This window comes from Janthinobacterium algoris, assembly GCF_051380935.1.
GTDB lineage: Bacteria > Pseudomonadota > Gammaproteobacteria > Burkholderiales > Burkholderiaceae_D > Janthinobacterium.
Window position 1 is genome coordinate 72,329 of record NZ_JBNYXZ010000015.1, and the last position, 14,283, is coordinate 86,611.

11 protein-coding genes and 1 tRNA gene are annotated in these 14,283 nt (G+C 59.5%); 4 read left to right on the top strand and 8 right to left on the bottom strand.

Going from position 1 to position 14,283, the window contains the following annotated elements; genetic code table 11:
* From ACQ4W7_RS21040 to cysS, 7 genes are all read right to left on the bottom strand, one after another.
* Positions 1 to 2,046: a multicopper oxidase family protein gene (locus ACQ4W7_RS21040; protein ID WP_436532992.1), complete on the bottom strand. Its 2,046-nt coding sequence runs from the start codon at positions 2,044 to 2,046 to the stop codon at positions 1 to 3.
* 344 nt (positions 2,047 to 2,390) lie between these two features.
* A tRNA-Ser gene (locus tag ACQ4W7_RS21045) sits at positions 2,391 to 2,483 on the bottom strand.
* A gap of 110 nt (positions 2,484 to 2,593) precedes the next feature.
* The gene (locus tag ACQ4W7_RS21050) at positions 2,594 to 3,841 is read right to left on the bottom strand and encodes an aspartate kinase (RefSeq protein WP_426072226.1); all 1,248 of its coding nucleotides are present in this window, start codon (positions 3,839 to 3,841) and stop codon (positions 2,594 to 2,596) included.
* A gap of 195 nt (positions 3,842 to 4,036) precedes the next feature.
* Positions 4,037 to 5,455 (bottom strand): tRNA lysidine(34) synthetase TilS, encoded by a 1,419-nt coding sequence (gene tilS / locus ACQ4W7_RS21055; RefSeq protein ID WP_436532994.1) that lies wholly within the window; start codon positions 5,453 to 5,455, stop codon positions 4,037 to 4,039.
* A gap of 100 nt (positions 5,456 to 5,555) precedes the next feature.
* Positions 5,556 to 6,530, bottom strand: coding sequence for an acetyl-CoA carboxylase carboxyltransferase subunit alpha (locus ACQ4W7_RS21060; RefSeq protein WP_426072228.1), 975 nt, complete (start codon positions 6,528 to 6,530; stop codon positions 5,556 to 5,558).
* Between the two features lie 54 nt (positions 6,531 to 6,584).
* Positions 6,585 to 7,271 carry a DNA-3-methyladenine glycosylase family protein gene (locus ACQ4W7_RS21065; RefSeq protein ID WP_426072544.1) on the bottom strand — a complete coding sequence of 229 codons (687 nt, stop codon included), beginning with the start codon at positions 7,269 to 7,271 and terminating at the stop codon, positions 6,585 to 6,587.
* 32 nt (positions 7,272 to 7,303) lie between these two features.
* Positions 7,304 to 8,701, bottom strand: coding sequence for a cysteine--tRNA ligase (cysS, locus tag ACQ4W7_RS21070; protein WP_436532996.1), 1,398 nt, complete (start codon positions 8,699 to 8,701; stop codon positions 7,304 to 7,306).
* 277 nt (positions 8,702 to 8,978) lie between these two features.
* Here cysS and ACQ4W7_RS21075 point away from each other — a divergent pair, with 277 nt between their 5' ends.
* The 4 genes from ACQ4W7_RS21075 to ACQ4W7_RS21090 all read left to right on the top strand — a co-directional run bounded on the left by ACQ4W7_RS21075 (position 8,979) and on the right by ACQ4W7_RS21090 (position 11,835).
* On the top strand, positions 8,979 to 9,617 hold the full coding sequence (locus tag ACQ4W7_RS21075) for a peptidylprolyl isomerase (RefSeq protein WP_426072230.1): 639 nt from the start codon (positions 8,979 to 8,981) through the stop codon (positions 9,615 to 9,617).
* A 71-nt stretch (positions 9,618 to 9,688) separates the two neighbouring features.
* The gene (locus ACQ4W7_RS21080; RefSeq protein ID WP_426072231.1) at positions 9,689 to 10,180 is read left to right on the top strand and encodes a peptidylprolyl isomerase; all 492 of its coding nucleotides are present in this window, start codon (positions 9,689 to 9,691) and stop codon (positions 10,178 to 10,180) included.
* A gap of 86 nt (positions 10,181 to 10,266) precedes the next feature.
* Positions 10,267 to 11,022, top strand: a complete 756-nt coding sequence (locus ACQ4W7_RS21085) for a UDP-2,3-diacylglucosamine diphosphatase (RefSeq protein ID WP_436532999.1) — start codon at positions 10,267 to 10,269, stop codon at positions 11,020 to 11,022.
* Between the two features lie 69 nt (positions 11,023 to 11,091).
* Positions 11,092 to 11,835, top strand: a complete 744-nt coding sequence (locus ACQ4W7_RS21090) for a DUF72 domain-containing protein (RefSeq protein ID WP_436533001.1) — start codon at positions 11,092 to 11,094, stop codon at positions 11,833 to 11,835.
* Here the strand turns inward: ACQ4W7_RS21090 and ACQ4W7_RS21095 are convergent.
* Positions 11,832 to 14,162 carry an NHL repeat-containing protein gene (locus ACQ4W7_RS21095; protein ID WP_436533003.1) on the bottom strand — a complete coding sequence of 777 codons (2,331 nt, stop codon included), beginning with the start codon at positions 14,160 to 14,162 and terminating at the stop codon, positions 11,832 to 11,834. The genes ACQ4W7_RS21090 and ACQ4W7_RS21095 overlap by 4 nt on opposite strands.
* Between the last annotated feature and the right edge of the window lie 121 nt (positions 14,163 to 14,283).

Below are 14,283 nucleotides of genomic sequence, written 5' to 3' on the forward strand. Positions count from 1 at the left end.
TCAGTGGCCGTGTCCGCCCACGTCGCCACCGCCCTTGCCATCCGGCAGCACCACCTTGACGTTTTGCATCATGCCCTGGTCTTCATGCTCGAGGATGTGACAATGCAGCACGTATTCGCCGATGTAGCGCTGATAACGCGTGGCAATCTCGATCTTGTGGTTCTCCATCACCAGCAAGGTGTCTTTCCACGTGCCGATCAGATCCTGGTACTGCGCATCGACCGTGCCGCCGTCGGTGCGGGTGATGCCGATGATCTGGAAGGGGTTGACGTGGATATGGAAGGGATGGTTGCCATTCTTCGAAGCGAGCTCCCAAATCTGCTCGGTGCCCAGCACCAGCGTGTGGTCGACGCGGTGCGGATCATAGACATACTTCATCTCGGGGGTCGGCGAGTCTTCCGGCTTGCCTTCCACCATGAAACGGGTCTTGCCGTCCACCGTGGCAATATTGAAGGTCGCGTACTCTTTCGTCTTGCCGCGCATCGCGTCCTTTGCCGCCGCGCTGAAACTGGCATGCGGGACGAACTTGCCGAGCTTGAGGCCATCCTGCAGGTCGCCGAGGATGGTGCTCTTGACGCTATCGGGCAACTGGGCACCGGGCAGGCTCTTGACGGCATTGCGCAACTCGGCCAGCAGGAATTCGCGCGGCGACTCGCCCGCCCTGGCGCGGGCCGATGCCTTGGCGTTGCTCTTGGCGGCGATCACGCCGATCAAGCGCGTGTTGTTGACGTCATGCATTGTCGTCATGTTGTTGACGTTGGTTTCCGCATACACGCAATAGGCGCCGGCTTTCGGCAGCGAAAACAGGATATCGCTGCGGTAGCCCGGTTGCAGGTAATTGAGCGTCTTGGGGATGATCCGGTCGTGCGTCAAGCCGTCGCTGGCCACCTCGAACTGCGTGACGTCCTCGCTATCGCACAAATCCATCACGTCCTTGTCCTGGTTGGCCACGCTGAGCGCCTTGAACAGCTTTTGCGGATCATTCGCGCGGCGGATGCGCAGCACCACGGTTGCCTGGAAACCCGTGTCGATCATGCGCCAGCGATACAGGCGCTGCGTCTTCATCTTCAGCACCGGCTGCACCTTGCCATTGACCGAGGTATAGCGGCCCGACTTCAGCCAGGCATTCTTGTCTTCGACCTGATCGAAATCCTCCAGCACGCCCACCGCATCCTTGTCGCACGGCCTCGCCGACACCAGGCTGTTGCTGGGGCAGTCATACGGAATTTGCTGTAGCAGCATCACTTCGCCGGCGCTGCCACTGCCATCATCGGGCTGGAACTGTTTCAGCACGACGTCAAGGTCGCCATTCGCCGTGGCGGTCGGATAACGCTCGCCTTCGACCACCAGCGCCCCGGCCATGCCGCTGGCGACCTGCATCGCCGTCGCGCCATGCTGGTGTGGGTGATACCAGAACGTCCCGGCCGGGTGGTCGATGGGAATATTGTATTCATACTCGAAATCCACACCAGGCTTGATCGATATCAACACATTGTCGCTATTGCCAGAAGGCGAGACCCACAAGCCATGCGAATGCAGATTGGTGTCGTTGAAGCAGCCGCGCGGACGCGCCGCATTGATATCTTTTGTAGCGCACTGCTCGGCAGGCAGCGCCGGCAACTGGTTGTACAGTTTGAAGCGCACGGTCTGCCCCGGCGCCATCACCACGGTGGGCGCCATGAAGGTGGCGGCATTCTCGTCGCGTCCATCGAGCGCCAGGCCGTTCGTCTGCTGGTAGGAACGCAGGCGCACCTTGTCATGCTTGGCCGTGGTCGGGTTATAGATGGTGCCGTTGGCATAGCGGATATACATGTCATAGGATTTTTCAAACTCGTCGCGACTGCTCGCCGCGCGGTTGGCAGGCCTGGCGCGCGCCTTCAGTTTCGGCGGCTCCTGCAGCAGGCGCAGCTCGACATTGGGCACGGACTTCAGATCGAGGTCGAGATTGAGATTGACGCTGCTTTCCGCAGCGAAGGCGGTACTGCAGGCAAACGGCATGGCGGCCAGGCACAGCAACGCGTGCCTGCGGGGAAGACGATAGGACATGACAACTCCTCGATTGGACTCGGCAATGGAAGCATGGCTGGCCATGCATATAATTTTTTTAAATTAGTAACATTGCTATTATCCATAATGACAAAGAGTCAATACTCACACTAAGTCACTTGTTGCATTTATGGCTGAGGGGGATGGGGCCGATGGGGCGCTGGCTGCCAGTGCCTGATGTGAGGGGACGGCGTTGGCCGCTGCGCGGCCAACGGCCCGCGCGCAGCGCGGTGCTTGGGCGATTCGGAGAGGGCTGGGCCGGCACGGCCCAGCCCTTCGAATCCCACCGTTCCGTCCAGACAAACAAAAAAGCCTCCCGCAGGGGAGGCTTTTTTGTTTGATTCTGGCGGAGACGGTGGGATTCGAACCCACGATACAGGTATAAGCCGTATGCATCCTTAGCAGGGATGTGCCTTCGGCCACTCGGCCACGTCTCCTAGCTGATTACTCAACTATGTCTCTGTAGCTAACTGCGCTGCAGCGACGAACGTCATAATATCGACTGCCCCCCCTTTGGTCAAGGGCGTGGGGCAATATTTTTAGATATTTAAGCTTTTTCCAGCTCGAACGCTTTATGCAGCGCGCGCACGGCCAGTTCCATGTACTTTTCATCGATCAGCACGGAGATCTTGATTTCGGAAGTGGAGATCATCATGATGTTGATGCCCTCCTCCGACAGGGTACGGAACATTTGCGATGCCACGCCAACATGGCTGCGCATGCCCACGCCGACGACGGACAGTTTCGACACTTTCGCGTCGCCCGTGATGCTGGCCGCGCCCAACGATTCGCGGTTCGCTTCCAGCACGGCCAGCGCGCGCGTGTATTCGCCGCGCGAAACGGTGAAGGTGAAGTCCGTTTTACCGTCGACCGACTGATTCTGTATGATCATGTCGACTTCGATGTTCGCGTCCGCCACCGGCCCCAGGATGTGGTAAGCCACGCCTGGGCGGTCGGGCACGCCGAGCACGGTGATTTTTGCTTCATCGCGGTTGAAGGCGATGCCGGAGATGACTGCTTGTTCCATGTTTGTATCTTCCTCAAACGAAATCAGGGTGCCTGAATTGGCTTCTATTTCCAGCGGCAACATCGGGTCGGTCAGCGACGACAGCACGCGCGTGGGAACGCGGTAGTTGCCGGCAAATTCCACCGAACGCGTTTGCAGCACTTTGGAACCTAGCGAAGCCAGTTCCAGCATTTCTTCAAAGGTGATGGTCTTCAGGCGGCGCGCCTCGGAAACCACGCGCGGGTCGGTCGTGTAGACGCCGTCGACGTCAGTGAAAATCAGGCATTCGGCCGCCTTCATGGCGGCGGCGATGGCCACGGCCGAGGTGTCGGAACCGCCCCGGCCCAGGGTCGCGATATTGTCGTTCTCGTCGACGCCCTGGAAACCGGTAATGATGACAATCTTGCCCGCATCGAGGTCGCGTTTGACTTTTTCGTCATCGATCGACTGGATGCGTGCCTTGGTAAAGGCGGAATCGGTCTTGATCGCGACTTGCCAGCCAGCATAGGATACGGCTTGTTTGCCGATCGCCAGCAGTGCCATCGACAATAGGCCGACGGACACTTGTTCGCCTGTCGAGGCGATCATGTCAAGTTCACGGGGATCGGGTTGATCCATGATTTCCTTGGCCAGTCCAATCAGGCGGTTGGTTTCGCCCGACATGGCCGATGGCACCACCACGATTTGATGCCCGGCGTCGTGCCACTTGGCAACGCGCCTGGCGACATTCTTGATACGGTCAGTCGAGCCCATCGACGTACCGCCATATTTGTGGACGATTAAAGCCATAAGAGTGAAGTTTCCGCTCAAGAAGAATAAAAAAGAGGGCTTTACTCTACATGCCGCAATGCAAAATAACAAGCTAAAAAGCGCATTAGCTCATACCGATTGCGCATATGGAAATAACCAATCCATGCAGTCGGGAGCGCATGGACAGCCACTTTCCGGCCATCCCGAGAGTGGCCGTGGCGGCTGCCTTTACGCTCAGCAGGAGACCCAACGCAAGGCCACGCGGGGACGCTCCAGCAGGCTCAGGCAATGGCAATCGAGGCCAATCCCCGCCGCGAACAGCAATTGTTGCGCCGCACAGACAAGGGGTAGACGTTCGCGCTCCCAGGCCGGCACGTCAAACGCCTGGTAATGGTATTTCAAGCTCTTGGTGGGACGGTTCAGGGCCAGCTTCAGGCGCTCGCCGCCCTGGCGGAAATCGATGGTCAAGGTTTGAGCTTGCAACCAGGCAATATCGATGCCCTGGCCACCCGCTTCCACCGCATCGAAATGCAGCACACCGCCATACGCGGGAAACGCCAGGCTGGCCTCGCCCTGCCAGGAAAATTGCTGGCTGGCTTTTTCCAGACCGGGAATGTTCGCGTCACTCTTGTCGCGCATGCCGGCCAGATCACCGAGCTTCGGCGTCAGGTACAGCCGATCGCGGTGGCGCCGCACATGGCATTCGGGGTGCGTCACCAGCAATTGCGCATCGGGCCGCGCTTCCAGCAATTGCGCCAGCATTTCCGCCAGCCATGCCGTCGACGGCATGCGCAAGCCGCGCGTGCCGAACCAGTGACGCAGCAGGTTGTAGCAGCGGTCCGCGCTCAGTTCACGCAGCTTGCTCAATTCGATGCAGTCGCCCTCGATGCAAGCGAGCAAATCTTGCGTCGCCAGTTCCGTCAGCAGGCGCTGCGCCGACTGCGCATGCTGGGCGCTACGCGCGAAACGCTCCTGGAAACCGGGAAAGGCCTGCGCCAGCACGGGCATTACCTGATGCCGCAGAGCATTGCGGGCAAAGCGGGGATCGTCGTTCGACTCGTCGTGGATATGCACAATCGCATGTTTCGCCACATACGCTTCGAGCTGCCTGCGCGCCACGGAAAGTAAGGGGCGCGCCATCACCAGGTCCGGATTGCCCAGCAGCTCGGGCGCGCTATTGGCGCCATCCATGCCGGACAAGCCTGCCGTGCCTGAGCCGCGCAGCAATTGCAGCAGCACCGTTTCAGCCTGGTCATCCTGGTGGTGCGCCGTCAGCAGCAGGCGCACGCCATGCGTGGCGCACAGCTCGCCCAGGGCCGCGTAGCGGCGCTTGCGGGCCGCCTCTTCCGTGCCCGTCTTCGCATTCTTTTCCACCGTCACGCGGCGCGCCGCAAAGGGCACGCCCAGCCCCGCGCACGCCTGCTCGCAGTGGGCCAGCCAGGCATCCGCATTCTGGCTCAGACCGTGGTGCACGTGAAACGCACGCAGGGTCACTCCCTGCTCCTGCGCCCAGGCATGCGCCAAATGCAGCAGGGCCGCGGAATCGAGGCCGCCGCTCAGGGCAATGCCCACCATGCTGCCGGCTGTCGGCGCACAGGCGTCCAGCGCGCGGGCAAAGATATCGGGCACGGTGGCAGTTTGTTGCTTTTTCATATGACTCCTGGAATGCAAAGAGGGACAGGTGGCCAAACGAATCATGTCGTTTGGCAGCCTGTCCCCGGTGTTCTTGCTGCCGACTCGCGCCGGCAATGGCTTATTCGCTCGGCGTGGTTTCCTTGAACTTGCCGTAGCTCAACAGTTTTTCATGGCGCGCTTGCAGCAAGTCCTTGGTTTTCATGCCATGGAACTGGCGCAAGGTGTCGGCCAGGGCGCGCTTGAGCATGGTCGCCATCTGTTTCGGATCGCGGTGGGCGCCGCCCAGCGGTTCGTTGATGATCTTGTCGATCAAACCCATGGCTTTCAGGCGGTGGGCAGTCAGACCCAGCGCTTCAGCCGCGTCGGAAGCGCGCTCGGCGCTCTTCCACAGGATCGAGGCGCAACCTTCCGGCGAAATCACGGCATAAGTCGAGTATTGCAGCATCAGCACGGCGTCGCCCACGGCAATGGCCAGCGCGCCGCCTGAGCCACCTTCACCGATGATGGTAGCGATCAAAGGCACTTTCAGTTCGGCCATCACGTACAGGTTGTGGCCGATGGCTTCCGACTGGCCCCGTTCTTCCGCGTCGATGCCGGGGAAGGCGCCTGGCGTATCGACGAAGGTGAAGATGGGCAAGTTGAATTTTTCAGCCACTTTCATCAGGCGCATGGCCTTGCGGTAGCCTTCCGGCTTCGGCATGCCGAAATTGCGCAGGGCGCGCTCTTTCGTGTCGCGGCCCTTCTGGTGGCCGATGACCATGCATGGCTGGCCGTTGAAGCGGGCCAGGCCGCCCACGACGGACAGATCGTCCGCGTAACTGCGGTCGCCATGCAATTCGTGGAAATCGGTAAAGATTTCATTCACGTAATCCATGGTGTAGGGACGCTGCGGGTGGCGCGCGATCTGCGCCACTTGCCAAGGCGTCAGCTTGGCGTAGATATCTTTGGTCAGCTGCTGGCTCTTCTTGGCCAGGCGGTCGATCTCTTCCGAGATGTCGACGGCCGAATCGTCTTGCACGAAACGCAACTCTTCGATCTTGGAATCGAGTTCCGCGATCGGCTGTTCAAAATTGAGGAAAGTCGTTTTAGTCATTGTACCTCCAGGTTTTACCGGCCACGGCGCCAGGGCGCGCGGCGTCATCTATGTTTATTTTACCGTACCGGCTGCTGCGCCGGGGGCTGCATCGGGTGCAGTAGCGGCAGTTGCGGGGTCGAGACTGCGCCACAAATACCAAGTGGCAACGGTGCGCCACGGTTCCCAATTGGCGGAAACTTCGCGCGCATCGCTGCGGGAAACTGGTTCGCCGGAGAAATAATTGACGCTGATGCCCTGGATCAAACCGGGGTCGTCAAGCGGCAAGACATTCGGTCGCAGCAGATTAAATATCAAAAACATCTCCGCTGTCCAGCGCCCTATGCCGCGAATTTGCACCAGTTCGGCGATGACGGCTTCGTCATCCATCTGGTCCCATTGGCTGGCGTGCACGCGCTTGGCCTTGAAATGGTCGGCCAGGTCGAGGATGTATTCGGTCTTGCGTTTGGACAAGCCGCAAGCGGACAGCTGCTCGGCGCCCGCCTTCAGCACTTGCGTCGGCGTGCATTTCGGGCAAGCCAGCAGTAGCTTTTTCCAGGCAGCATCCGCCGCCTTGGGCGTAATCTGCTGGCCCACCAGCGAACGGGCCAGGGTGGTAAACGGGTCGCTGTGGCCGACCAGGTGCAGGTCGCCAAATTGCGGGATGAGCTTTTTCATGATGCGGTCGCGCTTCATCAGCTCGATCTTCGCCTCTTCCCAATAGTGCGGCACCTGGATCGCTTGCGCCAAGTCCGTCACCATGGGCGCTTCCCCGTTTTCCCTGGACGTAGCCATCATGCGCGGCGCCAGTTGGTCGAGCCGTCAGGCTTATCTTCGAGAATGATGCCTGCCGCCAACAGTTCGGCGCGGATCTTGTCGGACTGGGCAAAGTCGCGCGCCTTTTTCGCCGCGCTGCGCGCCGCGATAGCCGCTTCGATGCCGGCCGCTTCATCCTCGCCACCGGCGGCAGCGCCGACGGTCGCTTGCAGGAATTGCTGCGGCGTACGCTCCAGCAAACCGAACACGCCCGCCAGGCCTTTCAGCTGGCGCGCCAGGGCCGGGGATTTGTGCTTATTGACTTCCGTCGCCAGGTCGAACAAGGCGGCCACGGCCAGCGGCGTGTTGAAATCGTCATCCATCGCCTCGGCCACGCGGGCGGCATGCGCTTCGCTCCAGTCGATGGCGCCCTCTTCCACCAGCACGTCGGCCAGCGCCGTGTACAAACGCGTCAGCGACAAACGGGCGTCGTCCAGGTGCACGTCCGAGTAATTGAGGGGGCTGCGGTAGTGCGCGCGCAGGATGAAGAAGCGAATCACTTCGGCATCGAACTTTTGCAGCACTTCGCGGATGGTGAAGAAATTCCCGAGCGACTTGGACATTTTTTCATTGTCCAGGCGTACGAAACCGTTATGTATCCAGTAATTCACGCTGGTATGGCCGAACGCGCCTTCGGATTGGGCGATTTCGTTTTCGTGGTGCGGAAATTGCAAGTCCGCGCCGCCGCCGTGGATGTCGAACTGTTCACCGAGCAGAGCGCACGACATGGCCGAGCACTCGATATGCCAACCCGGGCGGCCCTTGCCCCACTTCGAATCCCATTTAACTTCTTCCGGCTCCGACTCTTTCGACGACTTCCACAGCACGAAGTCGAGCGGATCGCGCTTGCCCGTGTTCACGTCGACGCGCTCACCCGCGCGCAGGTCGTCGAGTGACTTGCCCGACAGCTTGCCGTAGTGGGGGAAGTTGCGCACGGCGTAATTGACGTCGCCATCCGCACCCTGGTAAGCCAGGTCCTTCGCTTCCAGCTGCTCGATCAGGCGCAGCATCTGCGGCACGTAGTCGGTGGCGCGCGGTGTGTGGTCGGGCGTCAAGATGCCCAGCGCGGCCGTGTCTTCATCCATGTACTGGGTGAAACGCGTCGTCAGCTGTGAAATCGTCTCGCCGTTTTCCACAGCGCGGCGGATGATCTTGTCGTCGATGTCCGTAATGTTGCGCACATAGGTGACGTCGAAACCGGAGGCTTTCAGCCAGCGGTAGATGACGTCGAAGGCCATCATCATGCGCGCATGACCGATATGGCAATAATCGTAGATGGTCATGCCGCAGACGTACATGCGTACCTTGCCAGCTTCCATCGGGACGAATACCTGCTTCTCTCGAGCCAGGGTGTTGTAAATCTTTAAATTGCTCATCGTACTTTGCAAGTGGAGCGGTCGCCAGCCTGGCAAAACGACAGACAGGCGCGGACACCGGGGGTGCCGCGCCACTGAACTGCCGTGTGCGCCAAGACTGGTCGAGCCGCTATAGTGTTGTTCTTGTTTGTTAGAATTAGGGCCTTAGCGGTCAAGTATAACATTGATAAAAACCAGACTGGCCCGATATGGATCAGGTTTTTACGATGTTCAACCGAAACTCATTTCTTTAGTACGACAGCAAGTTTAGAGAAAAATAACGATCAAGGACACCTTCATGCAAGAACTCACATCGAAACGCCTGTCTTTCCTGGCCCGCTTTTGCACCCTGTTTGCCGGCCTCACGCTGGGCGGCGCCGTCGTGGCAGCCGCACCTGCAACCCCTTCGGCTACCCTCGCCCCCACGCCGCACGTGGCCCTGAAAACCAGCATGGGCGAGATCGTGCTGGAACTGGATCAGGAAAAAGCCCCGAAAAGCGTGGCCAATTTCTTGCAGTATGTTAACAGCGGTTACTACAAGGGTACCGTATTTCACCGCGTCATCGATGGCTTCATGATACAGGGCGGCGGCTTCGACAAGAACATGAAGCAGAAAGCAACAAAAGCGCCGATCAAGAATGAGGCGCAAAACGGCTTGCAAAACGTCAGCTACAGCATCGCCATGGCACGCACGGGCGACCCGCATTCGGCCACGTCGCAATTCTTCATCAACGTGGGCAATAACGGCGCGCTCGACTACCCTGGCCGCGACGGCTTCGGCTACACCGTGTTCGGCAAAGTTGTCAGCGGCATGGACGTGGTCGACAAGATCAAGGCCGTGGCCGTTGCCGACAAGGGACCGCACCAGAACGTGCCGGTCACCCCCGTGGTGATCGAATCGGCGACTTTACTCAAATCAGCGCCCGCAAAACTGTAAAATAGCGTTTTTGCGGCCCTGAACCACGCGGGCCGTCGAATCATTCTTCATCTAATTAATTAAGGATCATCATGACCTCCGTCATCATCACCACCAATCTGGGCAAGATCACCGCTGAACTGGACGCCGAGAAAGCGCCGAAAACGGTTGCCAATTTCCTGGCCTATATGCAAGCCGGTCACTACGACAACACGATTTTCCACCGCGTCATCGACGGCTTCATGATCCAGGGCGGCGGTTTCGAGCCAGGCATGAAACAAAAACCTGCCGACACCACCGTGGAAAACGAAGCCAAGAACGGCCTGAAAAACGATACCTACACGCTGGCCATGGCCCGCACGTCGGACCCGCACTCGGCATCGGCCCAGTTCTTCATCAACATCAAGAACAACAGCTTCCTCGACTATCCAGGCCAGGACGGCTGGGGCTACGCCGTGTTCGGTAAAGTCACGGACGGCAAAGAAGTCGTCGACGCCATCCGCGCCGTAAAAACCTCGCGCACCGGCATGTTTGCCGATGTGCCAGTGACCGATGTTGTCATCGAGAAAGTCGAAGCCGCTTAATACGGCTCTGGCATCATGAATAACAGGCATTGCAGCGTTTGCGCCTCTCCATGCACTTCACTTTTTGGGAGCGTTGAACGATGACAATGCCTGCCGCACTCTTTATTTCCGACCTGCATCTGCAGAGCTCGCACCCGCGCACCAGCGCGGCGTTTCTTTCTTTCCTGGAACACCATGCGCAATATGCGCACGCGCTGTATCTATTAGGCGACCTGTTCGAATACTGGGCCGGTGACGATGACCTGGAAGACCCGTTCAATGCGCGCATGACGGCAGCCATTCGCGCCATCAGCGATGCTGGCGTGCACGTGTACTGGATCGCCGGCAACCGCGATTTCCTCGTTGGCTCCGGCTTTGCCGCCGCCGCCGGCGCCACACTGCTCAGCGAACCGCATGTGGCGAACATTGCCGGCCGGCGCATCGTCTTGCTGCATGGCGACGCCGAATGCACGAAAGACGTGCAATACATGGAGTTTCGCGCCATGGTGCGCCAGCCCGCGTGGCAAAAACAGTTCCTGTCCATGCCGCTGGCACAGCGCAAGGCCATCATCGACGGTTTGCGTCAGAGCAGCCGCGAGCACAATGGCGAAAAATCCATGGACATCATGGATGTCACACCCGATGCCGTCGCGCAAGTGTTTGCCGAACATGCCAGCACTGTGATGATTCACGGCCATACGCACCGCCCTGCCGTGCATAAAGTCGACAATACCTTGCGCTATGTCTTGCCCGACTGGGAATGCGACGTGACACCGCCGGAACAGCCACGTGGCGGCTGGATCGCCATTGATGCGCGCGGCAATATCACGCGCCATGACTTGAACGGCAACGTCATCGACTAGGCGAAAGCTGACTCCGCCACGGGGTTTAGTCCGATAGCGTCATAGGTCAGCCTGCGCTGTAATGGCGCCATGCACACTCTCTACATCGGCACGGCCGGCTGGAACCTTTCCAGCGCCGCCGCCAGCCACTTTCCCCTCGATGGCAGCCATTTGCAGCGCTATGCGCGCGTATTGTCTTGCGTGGAAATCAACAGTTCCTTCTACCGTCCGCACCAGAGCGCCACCTACGCGCGCTGGGCCGCCAGCGTGCCCGAGCATTTCCGCTTCAGCGTGAAATTGCCGCGCAGCATCACGCACGAACGGCGTTTGCGCGATGGCACGGCGGAACTGGAACGCTTTGCGGGAGAAGTCATGCAACTGGGAAGTAAGCTGGGCTGCGTGCTGGTGCAGTTGCCGCCCAGCCTGCGTTTCGAGGCGGACGTGGCCGCCGCTTTTTTCAGTGCGCTGCGCCAGCGCTTCGACGGCATGCTCGCTTGCGAGGCGCGCCACACCAGCTGGTTCGAGGCAGGCGCGACCGAGCTTTTGACGATGCAACGCATCACCCGCGTACGGGCCGATCCGCCCGCCGGCCAGCCGGGTCCGCACGTGCCGACGACAAGCGCGGCGTATTTCCGCCTGCACGGCAGCCCGAGAATCTATTACTCTGACTACCCGGCCGACTATCTGGCAAACCTGGCCACCTCCTTGCAAGAACAGACACAGACAGGCAGCTGGTGCATCTTCGACAACACGGCGGCCGGGGCCGCCCTGTTCAATGCGCTGGACTTGCAGGCGCGGCTGATGGACTTGGCAGCCGCACAACTGTGCAGCTAGGGCAGGGGCGTCTGGATCACGGCCTGAGCAGTAAAGCCATATAGCACGCCCAGCACGCCCCTGCCAATGGCGAAGGTGCTCAGTACAGGAGAGCCCCAACCCAGTTGCGGCGTCGAAATCACACCGGTAGTGTCGATTCTGCGTATCGCGTCCTGGCCCCCCGTGTACAGATTGTCGTTGGCGTCTATCATCAACGGAAAATAGTCGGATGACGGAAGATGCCCGATTCCGGGCGGCCCATCCTTGCCTCCACTCTGCAGAGCTGTGCCGGCAAAGTGACTGACATCACCGTTCTGCGCAAGCTTGAAGATCACATGGTGCTGAACGTCTTCAAAGTAAAGCCCCCCTTGGCTGTCGACGGCCAGGGTGGCGGCCGAAATATAGTCACGCGTACCTATCTTTCCATTCAATGCCTTCAAGGCATTATCGTATGGCATAAACAAGGAAAACTCGCCGCCCGGCGGACGCCGATAGATACCGTTGCCTACATTGTGCACCCAATAAATATTATCTTTCTGGTCGACCGCCAGCGCGAAGCGAGTGCCATGTGAAGTTGGCAAGGCCGCAATACTTGACACTTCCCCCTGCTTGTTGATCTTGCGTAAAGTGAGCCAAGGCTGTCCATGGTACTGGTCGGCGAAATACAGGTCGCCTTTCGTGTCAAATGCCATGGCCACCGGTCCCTCCAGGGTTGCGGTTCCACGCGCGCCATTGACGCTGCCGTCCTGGCCGGCAATACCCGCGAAGATACTGACCGCACCGTCGGGCGCCACGCGGCGTATGACCTTGTTAACGTCGTCGGCCAGGTAGACATTCCCCGCCACATCCGCCACAACGGCTCTTGCATAGCCCAGTGTCAAACGCGCCGCAGCACCCACACCATCGACGAGACCGATATGCCCAGACAAGGCTGGCAGGGTCGACAGTATCCCATCCTGATCCAGCCTACGCAGCATATGCCGGCCCTGGTCATAGACGACCAGGGCACCGGACGGTTCCAGCAGCATTGCACTGAGCTGTTTGAAGCCTGCTGCCTGGCCATTCGCATCATGCAGGCCAGCACCGAATAAGGTCGTCACCTTGCCGTCAGCCTGCACTTTGCGGACAGTGGCACCATCGACCAGCAACAACGCGCCATCACGGTTGAAGTGCATGCTGCCAATGCGGGAGAAGCTGGCAGCGCCGCCGATACCGTCAACCGATCCCGCCTGCGAGCGGTTCCCCGCCACCTTGACCGCAACACCATTCTCGATGCGGAATATATAAGCTCCTGTAACATCACTAAAATACACGTTACCGGCAGGATCGATCGCCAATCGGCCCACGCGCCGAAAGTCGCTGGGCACTTCCGGCATGAGAGCATACGCGCACGGCAACGTACTGACCAGGCCACTTGCGGTGACACGGCGTATGGCGTTCTTGTGGATATCCACCAGCAGCACATCACCATTCGCGTCCGTGATCAGGCTGCCAAGCAAGCCAAAACGAGCTTGCGCCCCCTGCCCATCCACATACGCTGAAGCGGGCTCAAGATCATCGGCTTCGCAACTGCTGCGCCGCTGGCCGGCAACCGTGCTGACCACGCCCTCCGGCGTGATCTTACGCAGCACGGCGTGGCAATAATCGCTCACAAAGAGATTCGCCTGGCGGTCGATGGCCAGACGGCTCCCTCCAATAAAGGAAAACGTCGCGTTCGACACCGGGCCGTCATCTGCGCCGCGCTTGCCCATCACCCCCGTATACACGCTCAAGGTGCCGTCAATTCCCAATTTATGGATGACCTGATTGCCCGCATCGGCGATATAGTAATTACCAGCGGCATCGCTGACCATACCTGCCACCTGCTGGATTTTCTCCTGCACCCCCGCCAGCAAAACAGGCAGGCAACGCACGACCAAAGTGCTGACATCCGCACTGCCCATGGTCGCCGCGCCTTGCGCGATGCTGCAGCCCAGGCCCGCGGAAGCGCTGTCGACCTTGCCTTCATAACTGGCTCCCGCCGCCAGCTTGCCGGCAAAACTGAAGGGACCGTTGGCCGTGACGGTCACTTTATCTGTACCGTTCGTCAACACGACGCTGGCACCAGGCAGCAAGCCGCTGACCGTGCCGCCCAGCAGGTAACGCGGCGTTTCGACGGCAGGCGTGGTGGACGGCGTGGCCGTGTCGCCGCCTGAGCCGCCGCCACAGGCACTCAATACGGCCAACAGCGCGACGCCACAGCCGGCGCGTCTGAATAGGTTTTGCAACTCATCATATCGATTGATCATTGCTGCTTTCTTGGTGACTGGCGACAATATGTGCCACAAGCTATCAAGTAATTTTTTCAAAAACGCAACATCATAGTTTCCATATGATTAAAAAAACATCGAACTGTTGACATTTGGATTTTCACTGTTATAGTTAACTACAACACCAACTCAATACATCACGGAGCTTCGATGCCTACAG

Excerpts from the sequence above, each read along its gene's own strand:
- ACQ4W7_RS21065 (WP_426072544.1), bottom strand. The coding sequence starts at position 7,271 with ATGGTGACGGACTTGGCGCAAGCGATCCAGGTGCCGCACTATTGGGAA.
- ACQ4W7_RS21090 (WP_436533001.1), top strand. The coding sequence starts at position 11,092 with ATGCACACTCTCTACATCGGCACGGCCGGCTGGAACCTTTCCAGCGCC.
- cysS (WP_436532996.1), bottom strand. The coding sequence starts at position 8,701 with ATGAGCAATTTAAAGATTTACAACACCCTGGCTCGAGAGAAGCAGGTA.
- tilS (WP_436532994.1), bottom strand. The coding sequence starts at position 5,455 with ATGAAAAAGCAACAAACTGCCACCGTGCCCGATATCTTTGCCCGCGCG.
- ACQ4W7_RS21060 (WP_426072228.1), bottom strand. The coding sequence starts at position 6,530 with ATGACTAAAACGACTTTCCTCAATTTTGAACAGCCGATCGCGGAACTC.
- ACQ4W7_RS21080 (WP_426072231.1), top strand. The coding sequence starts at position 9,689 with ATGACCTCCGTCATCATCACCACCAATCTGGGCAAGATCACCGCTGAA.
- ACQ4W7_RS21050 (WP_426072226.1), bottom strand. The coding sequence starts at position 3,841 with ATGGCTTTAATCGTCCACAAATATGGCGGTACGTCGATGGGCTCGACT.
- ACQ4W7_RS21085 (WP_436532999.1), top strand. The coding sequence starts at position 10,267 with ATGCCTGCCGCACTCTTTATTTCCGACCTGCATCTGCAGAGCTCGCAC.
- ACQ4W7_RS21040 (WP_436532992.1), bottom strand. The coding sequence starts at position 2,046 with ATGTCCTATCGTCTTCCCCGCAGGCACGCGTTGCTGTGCCTGGCCGCC.
- ACQ4W7_RS21075 (WP_426072230.1), top strand. The coding sequence starts at position 8,979 with ATGCAAGAACTCACATCGAAACGCCTGTCTTTCCTGGCCCGCTTTTGC.